At 45.2% G+C, this 14215-nt stretch carries 12 protein-coding genes; 8 read left to right on the forward strand and 4 right to left on the reverse strand.

From position 1 onward, the window contains the following. Positions 1-15: 15 nt before the first annotated feature. From AB6735_RS11435 to AB6735_RS11460, 6 genes are all read left to right on the forward strand, one after another. On the forward strand, positions 16-1365 hold the full coding sequence (locus tag AB6735_RS11435; RefSeq protein ID WP_370996059.1) for an alpha-L-fucosidase: 1350 nt from the start codon (positions 16-18) through the stop codon (positions 1363-1365). Positions 1366-1537: 172 nt separating this feature from the next. Further along, positions 1538-3199, forward strand: coding sequence for a UxaA family hydrolase (locus AB6735_RS11440; RefSeq protein ID WP_370996060.1), 1662 nt, complete (start codon positions 1538-1540; stop codon positions 3197-3199). Between the two features lie 445 nt (positions 3200-3644). Next, positions 3645-4409, forward strand: a complete 765-nt coding sequence (locus tag AB6735_RS11445; RefSeq protein ID WP_370996061.1) for an SDR family NAD(P)-dependent oxidoreductase — start codon at positions 3645-3647, stop codon at positions 4407-4409. Between the two features lie 46 nt (positions 4410-4455). Next, a complete protein-coding gene (locus AB6735_RS11450) occupies positions 4456-5301 on the forward strand; it encodes a fumarylacetoacetate hydrolase family protein (protein ID WP_370996062.1) in 846 nt (281 codons plus the stop codon). Further along, positions 5294-6124: an amidohydrolase gene (locus tag AB6735_RS11455; protein ID WP_370996063.1), complete on the forward strand. Its 831-nt coding sequence runs from the start codon at positions 5294-5296 to the stop codon at positions 6122-6124. Before AB6735_RS11450 ends, AB6735_RS11455 begins: the two co-directional genes overlap by 8 nt. Positions 6125-6493: 369 nt before the next feature. Then, positions 6494-6694 carry a hypothetical protein gene (locus AB6735_RS11460; RefSeq protein WP_076373622.1) on the forward strand — a complete coding sequence of 67 codons (201 nt, stop codon included), beginning with the start codon at positions 6494-6496 and terminating at the stop codon, positions 6692-6694. 80 nt (positions 6695-6774) lie between these two features. On the opposite strand, the gene AB6735_RS11465 is transcribed toward AB6735_RS11460, so the two are convergent. Continuing rightward, a complete protein-coding gene (locus AB6735_RS11465; protein WP_370996064.1) occupies positions 6775-7272 on the reverse strand; it encodes a DinB family protein in 498 nt (165 codons plus the stop codon). Positions 7273-7534: 262 nt separating this feature from the next. Between AB6735_RS11465 and AB6735_RS11470 the strand changes: the two genes are divergently transcribed. Both AB6735_RS11470 and AB6735_RS11475 read left to right on the forward strand, forming a co-directional pair. After that, entirely contained in the window at positions 7535-10279 is a 2745-nt protein-coding gene (locus AB6735_RS11470) for a family 78 glycoside hydrolase catalytic domain (protein WP_370996065.1), read from the forward strand. A 367-nt stretch (positions 10280-10646) separates the two neighbouring features. Then, positions 10647-11204 carry a hypothetical protein gene (locus AB6735_RS11475; RefSeq protein WP_370996066.1) on the forward strand — a complete coding sequence of 186 codons (558 nt, stop codon included), beginning with the start codon at positions 10647-10649 and terminating at the stop codon, positions 11202-11204. 714 nt (positions 11205-11918) lie between these two features. Here AB6735_RS11475 and AB6735_RS11480 read toward each other — a convergent pair. The 3 genes from AB6735_RS11480 to AB6735_RS11490 form a co-directional block, all read right to left on the reverse strand. Then, positions 11919-12557: a trans-aconitate 2-methyltransferase gene (locus AB6735_RS11480; RefSeq protein ID WP_370996067.1), complete on the reverse strand. Its 639-nt coding sequence runs from the start codon at positions 12555-12557 to the stop codon at positions 11919-11921. Positions 12558-12817: 260 nt separating this feature from the next. Then, positions 12818-13201: a DUF3037 domain-containing protein gene (locus tag AB6735_RS11485; RefSeq protein ID WP_370996068.1), complete on the reverse strand. Its 384-nt coding sequence runs from the start codon at positions 13199-13201 to the stop codon at positions 12818-12820. After that, positions 13179-13976 carry a HipA family kinase gene (locus tag AB6735_RS11490; RefSeq protein ID WP_370996069.1) on the reverse strand — a complete coding sequence of 266 codons (798 nt, stop codon included), beginning with the start codon at positions 13974-13976 and terminating at the stop codon, positions 13179-13181. The genes AB6735_RS11485 and AB6735_RS11490 overlap by 23 nt, the downstream gene beginning before the upstream one ends. Positions 13977-14215: the final 239 nt, after the last annotated feature.

Here is a 14215-nt window from a genome sequence, read left to right on the forward strand (position 1 = left end):
TCAACTAAATAAATTATGCTTAAGAGAACTCAATTGCTATTTGCGCTGGTGCTCCTGTCCCTCTCACCGGTATTTGCACAAAAAATGATTGGCAACGAAACTGATGCCCAGAAACAAAAACGTATGGAATGGTGGACGGACGATCGTTTCGGTATGTTCATTCACTGGGGCTTATACTCTGGCGCAGCCAGGCATGAATGGGTAAAGCATAATGAAAAGATTGATAATGCCGGCTATCAGAAATATTTCGATCAGTTTAATCCTGACTTGTTCGACCCACAAAAATGGGCCAGGCAAGCCAAAGCCGCAGGTATGAAATACGCGGTATTAACTACCAAGCACCACGAAGGCTTTTGCCTGTTCGACTCTAAGTTTACTGATTACAAGGCACCCAATACCAAAGCCAAACGCGACTTGGTACGTGAGTATGTAAACGCATTTCGTGCGCAGGGCCTTAAAGTAGGTTTTTATTATTCCCTGCTCGACTGGCATCACCCGGATTATACTATTGACGAGATCCATCCGCAATCGCCAAAAGACAAAAGCGATGCTTCTTATGCCGCTTTAAACAAGAACCGCGACATGGCTAAATACCGCCAGTACATGCGTAATCAGATCACCGAGCTATTAACCAAATATGGTAAAATTGATATCCTTTGGCTCGATTTTTCGTTCCCCCGTAAAGATGGTCATGGAAAAGGTAAGGACGAATGGGGCTCTGTGGAGCTGTTAAAACTGATCCGCAAACTGCAACCGGGCATCATTGTAGATAACCGCCTGAATTTGGAAGAGTATAAAGATGGCGCTGACTTTGAAACTCCTGAACAAGTGAGTACCGCGGAATTGGCAAAATATCGTGGTAAAACCTGGGAAACCTGCCAAACTTTTTCGGGCTCGTGGGGCTATTACCGCGACGAAAATACCTGGAAAACACACCGCCAGCTGCTTGATCTGTTGATCACTTCAACCAGCAACGGCGGTAACCTGATACTGAATGTGGGCCCAACAGCCCGTGGAGAGTTTGACTATCGTGCAACCAACGCGCTGGACAGCCTGAGCCACTGGATGCATGCCAACAATCAATCTATTTATAATTGTACTTTTGCACCAGATAGCTACAAGATACCGGAAGGTACTAAACTAACATATAATAAAGTGAACGGACGTTTATATGTACATTTGTTTGATTACCCTAAAGATGGCAAGTTAACCTTACCTGGCTATAACGGTAAAATTAAATACGCACAGTTTTTAAATGATCATTCAGAGCTTTTAAGTAAAACTGATGGGCAGAACGTAGAGTTAACCCTGCCTGTTAAAAAACCAAATTACGAGATACCTGTAATTGAATTAACGCTGAATTAGCCCCCTAACCCCCTGAAGGGGGAACGTTAGTTTGATTTCGGAGTTCGAATTGGGATTTAAAATTCTGATTCGGGAAAATTTAGAGCTTAGAATTTAGAATTTAGTTTTTCGGATTTAGCGTTTCGAATTTAAGACTTAGCGTTTCGGATTAGAGTTTAGAATTTAGGATATAATGTCAACACAAAAAGAAACATTTTTAAGGATACACCCGCATGATAATGTGCTGGTAGCCCTGCAAAACCTGGAGCAGGGAACACCGATCACTTTTGAGGGTAACACCTTTACTTTAGCCGATCGTATTGCCGCGAAGCACAAATTCGCGATCAATGAACTAAAAACCGGTCAGGAAATTTATATGTATGGCGTACTGGTGGGTAAAGCCACCAGTACCATACCGCAGGGCGGTTTGCTGAGCACGCAAAATGTGCACCATGCTTCGGACGGTTACCGTTTGGGCGAGCGTAAATTAAGTTGGCACCAACCCGATACCCGTAAGTTTGACAGTAAAACCTTTAATGGTTACCACCGTGCCGATGGCTCTGTAGGTACTGCCAACTACTGGATAGTGGTGCCATTGGTATTTTGCGAAAACCGAAACATCAATGTATTAAAAGAAGCCCTGGTTGATAAACTTGGCTATAAAAAAGCCAAAAGCTATGAGGGCGATGTGGAACAGTTAATGGAGCTTTACCAGGCGGGCAAATCCGTTGAAGAAATATTGAATGCCGATATCCAGGCCTCGGCAGAAAAAGCGGATTCAAAGCGGTTGTTCAAAAACATCGACGGTATTAAATTTCTGAACCACAGTATGGGCTGTGGTGGTACCAAGGACGATTCTGATGCCTTGTGCGGACTGATTGCGGGGTATATTACTCATCCCAACGTGGCAGGGGCTACCGTTTTAAGCCTGGGCTGTCAGCATGCGCAGGTGAGTATTTTGCAAGCTGAGATAGCCAAACGCGATCCCAACTTCAGCAAACCTATGGTGGTACTGGAGCAGCAAAAAGTGGGTACCGAAAGCGAACTGCTGAAACAGGCGCTTAAACAAACTTTTGCCGGTTTGGTACAAGCTAATCAGAATCAGCGACAGCCCGCGCCGTTGTCCAAACTTTGTATTGGTATGGAATGTGGCGGTTCTGATGGGTTTTCGGGTATTTCGGCAAATCCTGCATTGGGTTATGTGTCCGATCTGCTGGTAACTATGGGCGGTTCTGTGATCTTGGCAGAGTTCCCCGAGCTTTGCGGTGTGGAGCAGGAATTGAGCGACCGTTGTGTGGACGAGGAAACAGCTAACCGCTTTATGCAATTGATGACCACTTACAACGCGCGTGCCGAAGCGGATGGTTCTGGTTTTTATGCCAATCCATCACCCGGTAACATTCGCGATGGTTTAATCACCGATGCTATTAAATCGGCAGGAGCGGCAAAAAAAGGGGGCACATCGCCGGTTGCGGCGGTACTGGATTACCCCGAAAAAGTAACCAAACCAGGCTTAAACCTGTTATGTACCCCTGGCAGTGATGTGGAAAGCACTACTGCCGAAGTAGGTTCAGGCGCCAATATCGTATTGTTCACTACCGGTTTAGGTACGCCTACGGGTAACCCCATAACTCCGGTAGTTAAATTATCTACAAATACCGCGATGTTTGAGCGTATGCCGGATATTATCGATATTAACTGCGGAACGATCATTGAAGGTGAGGAAACCATTCAGCAGGCCGGTGAACGTATATTGAATTATGTGATCCAACTGGCCAGCGGCGAGGTTGAACCCAAATCGGTAAAACTGGGCCAGGATGATTTTATACCCTGGAAAAGAGGGGTGTCGTTGTAAGTTGAAGATAGATAAAGGAGCAAGGACAAAAGATAAGGATAAGCGTTATCCAAAGTCTCTGACTTCGGATCACTATGCTGGTAGTTTGTAACTACCGAATGTCTTGTTCTGATGTTTCCTGTAGTCTGAAGACTACGGGCATATGAGTTCGAAGTCAGAGACTTCGAACAGCGCGGGCAAGGACAAAAGATAAAGGATAAGCGCTATCCGAAGTCTCTGACTTCGGATCACTATGCTGGTAGTTTGTAACTACCGAAAGTCTTGTTCTGATATTTCCTGTAGTCTGAAGACTACAAGCATATAAGTTCGAAGTCAGAGACTTCGAACAGCACGTGACGAAGTATAAAAAAACTCCCTCTTTCCGCCTAAGGCGAAGAGAGGGATGTCAAGCGCAGCGATGACAGGGTGAGTCGACTCACCTATGAAAAATAAAAAAAAGAATAACATGTTTAAACTAACCAATAAATCGGTAGTGATCACAGGCGGTGGCAGCGGCATTGGTAAAGCTATGTCGGTATTGTTTGCACAGCAGGGCGCTACCGTTCATATCATCGAACTAAATGACAAGGCCGCGGCTGAAACCGTTAGCGAAATTGAGGCAGCCGGCGGAAAAGCCATCGGTTATGCCTGCGATGTAAGCAGTCAGCAGCAGGTAGTGGATACTTTTAACAAGATAGGTAAGATCGATATTTTGATCAATAACGCAGGCATTGCCCACATTGGCAGGGCTGATAATACCAGTACCGAAGATTTTGAGCGTGTATTTAATGTAAACGTAAAAGGCGCGTATAACTGTCTCTTCGCGGTGATCCCGGTGCTGAAAGCCAATGGCGGAGGAGTGATATTGAATACAGCATCTATCGCGGCCAGCGTGGGTATTACCGATAGGTTTGCCTACTCCATGAGCAAAGGTGCCATACATGCCATGACGCTTTCTGTAGCGCGTGATTACCTGCATGATAACATCAGATGTAACTGTATTTCACCCGCACGCATTCATACACCATTTGTAGATGGGTTTATCGCCAAGAATTATGCCGGTAAAGAGGATGAGATATTCGAAAAACTATCCAAAAGTCAGCCAATCGGCAGGATGGGCCGGTCGGAAGAAGTAGCCGCCCTGGCTTTATATCTTTGCTCAGACGAAGCCGGTTTTATTACCGGTACCGATTATCCTATCGATGGTGGATTTATCACTTTGAATAATTAAATTCTAATTCCTAAATATTAAACTCTAAATCTTAATAAAATCCCGTATGAAATTGATACGATTTGGCGAAAACGGCAACGAGAAACCAGGAGTGATCCTTAACGATAAAAAATATGATGTATCTGCCTTTGGCGAAGATTATACCGAGCAGTTTTTTGAAACTGATGGCGTGGTTCGTCTGGCTGCATTTATAAAAGATAAACAACTGCCCGAAGTTGCCGATAGCATACGCTTAGGCAGCCCGATTGTGCGTCCTTCAAAAATTGTATGCATCGGTTTAAATTATGCCGATCATGCTAAAGAAACTAATGCGCCCCTGCCACCAGAGCCGGTGATATTTATGAAAGCCACCACCGCTATTGTGGGTCCGAATGATAATATCGTGATCCCTAAAAATTCGGTAAAAACCGATTGGGAAGTGGAATTGGCTGTAGTGATCGGCAAAAAAGCATCATATGTTGATGAAACCGATGCGATGAACTATGTAGCCGGTTATGTGCTGCATAATGATGTATCCGAGCGCGAATTTCAGCTGGAGCGTAACGGCACCTGGGACAAAGGAAAAGGTTGCGATACCTTTGCGCCGCTTGGCCCGTTTTTGGCTACCCCAGATGAAATTGCCGATCCGCATAACCTGCGTTTATGGTTAAAGGTGAACGGCAAAATCTTGCAGGATGGTACCACCTCTAACTTTATTTTTAATCTGCCCCATTTAATTTCCTATACAAGTCAGTTCATGACCTTGTTGCCGGGCGATATCATTTCAACAGGTACACCCGCAGGTGTTGGCCTGGGTATGAAACCGCCATTTTATTTAAAACCGGGCGACGTGGTTGAACTGGGCATCGATGGCCTGGGCGAATCAAAACAAAACGTGGTAGCTTATGCCTAAAATTGATGCGCACCAACATTTCTGGATATTTGACCCGGTTCGTGATAGCTGGATCAACGATGAAATGCTGGTGATTAAACAAGACTTTTTACCAATCGATCTGCTGCCTGTACTACAGCAGAACGGCATTGATGGTTGTGTAGCTGTGCAGGCCGATCAATCCGAAAAGGAAACCCAGTTTTTGCTGGAAATGGCTGCCTCCAATCCTTTTGTAAAAGGTGTAGTGGGCTGGGTTGACTTGAAAGCAGATAACCTGGAGGAACGACTGGAGTATTTTAAGCAATTTGATAAACTCAAGGGCTTTCGTCATATTTTACAATCGGAACCTGATAAGCAGTACATGCTTCAACCCCGTTTCCAAAAGGGAATCGCCAGTCTGCAGAAGTATGGCTACACCTATGATATACTGATATACCCTGAACACCTGCCTTATGCCGCATTGCTGGCTGGTGGTTTCCCCGATCAGAAATTTGTGCTTGACCACCTGGCTAAACCACATATTAAAGATCAAGACATTCATGATTGGCAAAAAGACATCCTTGCTTTAGCCAAACACCCCAATGTTTACTGCAAAGTATCGGGCATGTTAACCGAGGCCGACTGGAACTCCTGGAAACCCGAAGATTTTACACCTTACCTGGAAGTGGTGTTCAACGCCTTTGGCATCAACCGGGTCATGTTTGGATCTGATTGGCCCGTATGCCTGCTGGCCGGTGGTTATGAAGGCACCATGCAGGTGGTCAATCATTATTGCTCAAAACTTTCGGCAGCAGAACAGGACCTCTTCTGGGGTGAAAATGCTACACTATTTTATAATTTATAAGCCTGAAATTCAAAATGATACGCCATTATCATTTTGAATTTTTTTGTTGCTAAATAAAATAAAAGTATGTAACTATGTACTGTGGCAGCAATGCGGTGATCATCTATAGCTGATTTGCAGATATACTTCTGTTTACCGTTAACCTACCTTATATTGTTAACCAGGCCTCTGCAGTTAACAACAAGCTTTTGACCAATTATTTGTAACCCATAGCATAATAAAAGTGTAATATTTTGTGTTTGTAAGAATTATGGCACATAATTAGCTATAAAATTATTTGATGGTGGCTAAATCTGGAACAAGGTAATTCATTGCTTTGTTTGTTGTTGATAACCAGCGTCATCAAGCAAATTTATTTAAGAAAAAGTCATGTATATTATTTTATTAGAAGTTACCGCCCTGCTTGCCGTAATCATTCTTCCGTTATTGGTTGTACGAAAAAAGTTCAGGAAAAGATCAAAGCCCGTTTATAAGATTGATACCAATACCGAGTATGCCCGCTATGCTATCAACGAAGATGGTTTCCTGGAAGAAATTAATGTAAGCAACTTATCAAAACACAGGCATTAGTATTCATTATACCTCATGCAAAAAGCCATTGTTATTAAACAATGGCTTTTTTTTTTTTCGCAGGTTGGTGTATGTTATCTTTAAAATCTGCCTTCGTCCGCGCTGGGGCCGTAGCTGCCAGGTATGGGCACATTCAACAAACGCAAATAAACACCCATTTGTGCCCGGTGATGCACGGTTTGCGAATAAGCCATCCTGATCACTTCGGCTTTTGTCCGCACACTGATAACTTTACCGTCGTAACGTAAGGTCCAGCTCTTTTGCAGATCCTCATCACTGGCTTGCGCTAAATGAGTTTTTCCGCTGTCGAGTGATTTTTCAAAAAATCCTAATACACCTTCTGTATTAGGATGAGGCTCAAATTTATAGGGGTTATGCGCAAGGTCAAGTTCATCGGTGGTAAGGGCCATAGTTACCCAGCCTGGTATTTCGGCAATGTGATTGGCCAGGCGTTGTACGGTCATGCTCTTTTCATGCGGCTGCCATTCATATTTATCATTGGGTATAATGGCCAGCATTTTACGGGTTGTTTGAGCTTCCAGCTCCATTTCTTTTAGTAATGCGGTGATGGTTGACATGATTATCGTTTTAAATATTTACTGTTCTTGTTTGATGATTCAAAGTAACAAACAGCTGGTGACAGCCTTATGTCAGTAGGTTTTTATAAATGAAAAAAAGTATGAAAAGAGGGGTGTCACCCTGAGCTCCGTCGAAGGGTCGGGCGCAGAGGCCTATCCACCATGCGTAGACGGAGCTCTTTGACAACCTTCTTTAGCGATAAGACAGACAGGGTTGCCGCCTCAAAACACAATTGATATCATTGATATACCAATTATTATCATGAAACCTATACTCTTTTGTCTCTTATTGCTGTTCCCGGTTATGTGTATGGCGCAAAATCCGGCAGCTGATGGTTTAACCTGCGAATACCTGACCAATCCGGTAGGCATCGATATCGTAAATCCACGCCTCAGCTGGAAGATCAGTTCCGCACAGCGTAATATCCTGCAGCAGGCCTACCATATCAGGGTAGCGACTGATGCGTCTTTTTCCGCAGCCAAAACAGTGTGGAATACGGGCAAAGTAAACGCCGACTCCTCCATCCTCATCACCTATGCCGGAACTCCGCTAAAACCGGCTACCCGTTATTATTGGCAGGTAAGGGTTTGGGATAACCATAATCACGCATCGGCCTGGAGCAAACTGGCTTATTTTGAAACGGGTATGTTTTCGCCTGCCGACTGGACAGCCACCTGGGTTGAACCTAAACAGGAGCCTCTGCGCAAAATACCGGCAGCCATGCTGCGCAAACAGTTCAGCGTAACCAAAAAGATCATATCCGCCCGGGCATATGCCACCGCGCATGGTTTATATGAACTATACCTTAACGGCCAAAAAGTAGGCGACCAGGTGCTTACCCCCGGCTGGACCGAGTATAAAAAGCGCCTGCAATACCAGGTGTATGATATTACCGCTATGCTGCAACAAGGTGATAATGTAGTAGGAGCCATGCTTGGCGACGGCTGGTTCCGCGGAACTACAGGTTATATCAACCAATGGGGTTTCTGGGGTAAAAAACTGGGCCTGCTATGCCAGTTACAGATCACTTATGCTGATGGCACCGTGCAAAACATCAATACTGATGGTTCATGGAAGGGTACCAATGAAGGGCCTGTGCGCCTTGATGGTATTTATGACGGCGAAAATTACGACGCCCGCAAAGAGTTACCCGGCTGGGCCAGCAAAGGTTTTAACAATGCTGGCTGGGAACCCGTTGATGAGGCCAGCTTTGATAATAAAATACTGGTAGGGGTACAAAGCGTACCCGTACACAAAATACAGGAGATTAAACCTATTGCCATATTTAAAAGTCCCAAAGGCACACAGATTGTTGATTTTGGGCAGAATTTGACCGGCTGGGTGCGTTTAAAAGTAAGTGGCAGTGCGGGGCAAATCGTCAGGATCCGCCATGCAGAGGTGCTGGATAAATTTGGAGAGTTTTATACGGCCAATCTGCGCGCGGCTACGGCAACCATCAACTATACGCTTAAAGGTGGTGGGGCCGAGGTATTTGAACCACACTTTACCTTTATGGGCTTCCGGTATATCGCGGTGGAAGGTTTTCCCGGAGAGTTGAAGCCGGAGAATTTCACGGCTATAGTCATTCATTCAGATATGCCGGTTACCGGACAGTTTGCTTGTTCCGATACCATGATCAATAAACTGCAGCATAATATCCAGTGGGGGCAGAAAGGTAATTTCCTGGATATCCCTACCGATTGCCCGCAACGCGATGAGCGCCTGGGCTGGACTGGCGACGCGCAGGTGTTTTCGCGCACGGCGGCCTTTAATATGCAGGTAGCGCCATTTTTTGCCAAATGGATGAAGGATGTAGCTGCCGATCAGTTCCCGGCAGGCGGGATACCCTTTGTAGTACCCGATATTTTGCAAACTAACCAAACCACATCGGCAGGCTGGGGTGATGTATCGGTTATTGTGCCATGGACCATGTACCAGGTTTATGCTGATAAACGCATCCTGCAAACCCAATATCCCAGCATGAAGGCTTATGTTGATTATATCATCAAAAAATCTGGCGATAAATATATCTGGCACAACGGCAGCGTTTTTGGCGACTGGCTGTTCTACCGCCCGGGTATCTATGATTTTTCGGAACCCAACGGCTATACCAACCCCGATCTGATAGCCACCGCTTTTTATGCTTACTCTTCCAAACTTCTAAGTGAGTCTGCGGGCGTATTGGGTAATACTGCCGACGAAAAATACTACAAGGGGATATATGAGCAGGTTAAAAAGGCCTTTATTCGTAATTATATCACTCCAACAGGCCGCATTTTTGCCGACTCGCAAACCGGCTATGTACTGGGCCTCAAATTTGGCCTGGTACCCGACAGTCTGAAAGCCAAGGCCGCCGCTTACCTGGTTGAAGATGTGCGCAGCCGAAATAATCACCTGTCTACCGGCTTTTTGGGTACGCCTTATCTGTGCCAGGTGTTGTCGCAAAACGGTTATAGTAATGTAGCTTATGACTTGCTGCTGCAAAAAACATATCCTTCATGGCTGTACCCGGTAAAAATGGGTGCCACCACCATCTGGGAGCGCTGGGATGGTATTAAAACCGATAGTACTTTTGAAGATAAAAGCATGAACTCCTTTAATCATTATTCGTACGGCGCTGTTGGCGACTGGATGTACCAGCAAATGGCGGGTTTACAATTGGGCAAGGCAGGTTACAAACACATCATTATTAAACCCGAACCTCACCAAAAGATCAGCTTTGCTAAAGTAACGTTCCAAAGCATGTATGGGCAGGTATTATCGGGGTGGGAAACAAACAATGGCACTATGCAGGTCCACGTAACGATACCACCTAATACCACAGCCGATGTGACCCTGCCACGGGCACATGCCGAAGAGATAAAGCTCGACGGTAAACCCATCGCCCCGGATACGGCACATGCAGTTGATGACGGCGTTACCATCAGCGTTGGTTCCGGCGATTACATCTTCAGCTATCCCTGGGTAGAGATAAAAGAGAAAAAGGCGGTTGTGGCGACGATGTAATGAATAGAGGATAACATCATCCTCTCCACACGTCATTGTAAATAGGAACGACGCAGCAATCCCCAACATACAGAGAAGCTCTGCATATTAGGGATTGCTGAGTTCGCAATTAACGCCATTTTACATATTTCCAATATTGTTGCCTGTGAGGACACCGGCAACGTGCGACAATTTAACTTATCTAACACGTCCAATACGGAATATCAGGCGGGAAAACTTTAGCCATTCATTGGTTCAAAATATTTAGAATACTTTCAAAATCATTAAATTGTCCCTTATGTGAGGGTTTTCACAGGTATTAGTGTCCTTGTCAGGATATGAAGAGAGATGTAAGCAAACAAGGCTAAAATAGTAATCATCGTTCCTTATGGAAGCTATAATCATAAAAAGATCACCGGAGGCTCAAAGAGAACAAGGACTTGGATGCTTACTGATAGTGGCGATACCGGTTATTGGGTTTTTAATGGGGATGTTTAGAAGCACGCACACAGGTGACACAGTTATGTATGGTATTATCGCAGCAGTTTTTCTGCTTGCCGGAAGCGCTGACCTGGTAGTGACTATGATTCCTTTAAAAGCAGCCATGATCATATCAGATCAAGGGCTTACACTATCTTCCAGCAAAGGAATTTATGACAGTTTTGCCTTTTGGCAAAGATTTATGGGCAAACAGGAGAAGCTAATTTTATGGCAGAACATAAAAGAACTCAAATTGGTAACCCGTAACGTCGATTTCACAGCATCTCCTACTGATGGCACAGGCCCGACCACTTATACCACTCCCCAGCATTACCTTTACATCGAAAAGAAAACGACTAAAGAGGATGTTGTTTTTTCTATTCGTGGTTTGGACAAAACTCCCGATGAAATTTTGGCTCTTTGTGACCAGCTTTTAAAAAAGTACGGATGTGTAGAAGAGCAGTAACCCCGGACAAAGAAATGATCTTTAAAAACAGGGCCAGTGCGATTCCGTCCCTGGGAAGAGGCAATGCATTAAGTTAAAGGATTTTGCAAACCCCATAGGAGTTAAAGCTTTGTAGAAAATGTAGGTTATCCAGTCAGGGCCGTAGGTACTGTACTCAGGTTACATACCTACGGCATGCTTAATGCGTGTTTTTTGTTTGCTACAAAGCTTTTACTCCTACGGAGTACTTTAACTTAATGACATTGTGGGAAGGAGAGGAAGGGGTTTCATGGATTTGCAAATTTATACTGCTTGGCTAAACCCCTCCCTGCCTTTGCGCTCAAGCCAACCGCACCCCTCCGTGGGGCTACTGTGTGTACACATCTTTTTGATAAATCCCCAGAGGGGTTTAATGTCGGTAGAAATAGAATCAAAAGAAGTTTACGTGCCGTAAGTACGTCACTATTGAACTTTGCAGGTCAAATAATGGCGCATCAAGAGACGTCAACCAGGTTAGTGGAGTACCTACAGCACTAAAAGAGGATTGAATTTTATTATTTCTACCGACATTTTGCTCCTCTGGAGCAGCTTTTTTTAACTATTAGTGCATTGAAAAGATGTGTACACACAGTAGCCCGTGGGGAAGGAATTAAAACAGATTTTTTAATATTGAACACTGAATATCCAATATCCAATGATGAATTGAAGAGTTCGATATTGGACATTCAAAATTCATTATTCGATGTTACCTGCTTTATTGTTTCTTCTAAAACTGCAAAAAGTGAAATTTTGCGTGGTATTAAACGGCGTCTGATGATCTTCGGTGATGCATTGAAGTTTTTCAAAGGAACTTTCAAACTGGGTGGTCATCGAGGTTTCAGAATATTGCTTGATCTCCAGACCGCTGCATTTGGTTGGGCCATTTTCTGAAAACGTTCCCAGTACCAGGTACCCGCCCGGATGAATGGCATCTTCCGCTATGGATAGGTAGCGGGTTATTTTATCTCCGGTAGTTAAAAAATGAAAAGCGGCGCGGTCATGCCATACTCGGTACTTTACAGGCGGTGTAAATTCGGTAACATCCGATACTATCCAGTGCACTTTGGCTGCATTGGCACCTAATCTTTTTCGGGCCTTTTCGATAGATGCTGCGGATATATCCAGCACCCATATATTTTGATAACCTTTTTCCAGCAAAGCATCCACCAGCCGGCTATCGCCTCCACCAATATCAATGATATTGGCCGACAGATCTACCGGCAGCGATTCCACAAAATCCATCGAAGTTTTGGGGTAGGTTTGAAACCAGCTTACATCATCCTCGGCTTTAGTGCCGTATACATTTTCCCAATGTCGTTTTTCGGGAGTGCTCATGGGTGTTATGAATTAAGCATCAATATTAATGAGCTTTTTTCAATTTAAGGAATTTTAATTCGTTAAAGAAAATATAGGTAGCCAGCGAAATCTTCCCATGCGTCACGAGCGCAGCGTGGCAATCCCCAATTAGTAGGGGCGCTCTGCATATCGGGGATTGCCACGTCGTTCCTCGCAATGACGCGTAGAGAAAAGAATTCCCTCTTTCCGCCGCAGGCGAAGAGAGGGTGGCCAAGCGTAGCGATGGCCGGGTGAGTCGATTACGCCACTAACTGATCAAATAATTTGTTCAAAGTAGCTTCGGCATCCAGTAGCAAGCCTGGATGCACCTTTGACGATTGTACCACTGTACTACGGGTTGCCGTAAGCCAGCGGAAACGGGAAGCAAGATCCAGTTTGGCTATTGGGCCAGCATGTTTATCGCCGCGGCATATCCTTTCAAAGGAATTGATATTATCTTTCAGGCAATCCAGGTCCAGGCCCGGGGCCAGTGCGCTTATGCGGGCTTCGTTCCACACAAACCTAACTTTCAGGAATTGTTGTTTCGGGCAGTAAATGATCACCCCCACATTAATAAATTCCTCGCGCTCTACCCTCGGCACAACGCGTACTACGGCGTACTCAAATAAGTATGGCTCTTGCATGTTGTGCTTCTTTTACAAAATTTTCAGACGCGGCTACGCGTGTGGTTAAAAAACGGTAATAAACATCGCGGCGTTCGGCGGGTGTGCCATTTTCCGAATCGTCGGTAAGCCATTCGTCAGGAATCAGGTTAACAATGGCCAGGATGCGTTCATCGGTCAGGATAGCAGAAAATTCGGCGTCGACCTCATCCAGCAGCGAAGCCTGGGGCAGCAGCACGTGATCCTTTACGGGCATAAAGGGTCGTATGGCCTGCTCGTCCCAGTTATACCAGGAATGGTGAAAATATAGTGAGGCGCCGTGATCTATCAGCCAAAGCTCCTTATGCCACATCAGCATATTGGTATTGCGCGGGGTACGGTCCACATTGGTGAGCAGGCAATCCAGCCACACAATTTGCGAGGCTGTTTTGGCATCCAGCGTGGTCACCACCGGGTCGAACGTAATAGCGCCCTGCAGATAATGAAGTGCCAGGTTAAGGCCCACGCTAAATTTAAGCAGGTCTTGGATCTCCTCATCGGCTTCGGAGCGACCAAAGGCTGGATCGAGGTTGGCGAATACCAGCTCGGGCACGCGCAAACCCAGCAAACGGGCTATTTCGCCGCCTATAAGTTCGGCTATGAGGGCTTTTACACCCTGGCCCGCGCCGCGGAATTTGAGTACATATAAAAACTCATCGTCACCCTCGGCAATGGCAGGCAGCGAGCCGCCCTCGCGCAGCGGGGTAACGTAACGTATCACATTAATGGTTCTGAGTTGTGGTTCAGTGTAATTCATTGCAGCTATTCAAATGAAGCAGGCAAATATAATTAAAAACATAGCGGCGGCGGGTACCATTTATTGGCGCAAGTATTGCGTGATGGGTTGTGTATGAAGGCTGACTTGTGACTCTTCGACAGGCACAAGTCATCAACCCACCGGCAACCACACAATACTTGCGCTAAAAGCGTATGATACCTGTCAACAAAACTTTTATATTTAATTATTGTAATGTAAATGTGAATTAACCTTTAAGA

This window comes from Mucilaginibacter sp. RCC_168, assembly GCF_041355315.1.
Classification (GTDB): domain Bacteria; phylum Bacteroidota; class Bacteroidia; order Sphingobacteriales; family Sphingobacteriaceae; genus Mucilaginibacter.

Coding starts and splice junctions, on each gene's coding strand:
- AB6735_RS11450 (WP_370996062.1), top strand. CDS start 4,456: ATGAAATTGATACGATTTGGCGAAAACGGCAACGAGAAACCAGGAGTG.
- AB6735_RS11475 (WP_370996066.1), top strand. CDS start 10,647: ATGGAAGCTATAATCATAAAAAGATCACCGGAGGCTCAAAGAGAACAA.
- AB6735_RS11470 (WP_370996065.1), top strand. CDS start 7,535: ATGAAACCTATACTCTTTTGTCTCTTATTGCTGTTCCCGGTTATGTGT.
- AB6735_RS11435 (WP_370996059.1), top strand. CDS start 16: ATGCTTAAGAGAACTCAATTGCTATTTGCGCTGGTGCTCCTGTCCCTC.
- AB6735_RS11480 (WP_370996067.1), bottom strand. CDS start 12,557: ATGAGCACTCCCGAAAAACGACATTGGGAAAATGTATACGGCACTAAA.
- AB6735_RS11440 (WP_370996060.1), top strand. CDS start 1,538: ATGTCAACACAAAAAGAAACATTTTTAAGGATACACCCGCATGATAAT.
- AB6735_RS11465 (WP_370996064.1), bottom strand. CDS start 7,272: ATGTCAACCATCACCGCATTACTAAAAGAAATGGAGCTGGAAGCTCAA.
- AB6735_RS11490 (WP_370996069.1), bottom strand. CDS start 13,976: ATGAATTACACTGAACCACAACTCAGAACCATTAATGTGATACGTTAC.
- AB6735_RS11485 (WP_370996068.1), bottom strand. CDS start 13,201: ATGCAAGAGCCATACTTATTTGAGTACGCCGTAGTACGCGTTGTGCCG.
- AB6735_RS11460 (WP_076373622.1), top strand. CDS start 6,494: ATGTATATTATTTTATTAGAAGTTACCGCCCTGCTTGCCGTAATCATT.
- AB6735_RS11455 (WP_370996063.1), top strand. CDS start 5,294: ATGCCTAAAATTGATGCGCACCAACATTTCTGGATATTTGACCCGGTT.
- AB6735_RS11445 (WP_370996061.1), top strand. CDS start 3,645: ATGTTTAAACTAACCAATAAATCGGTAGTGATCACAGGCGGTGGCAGC.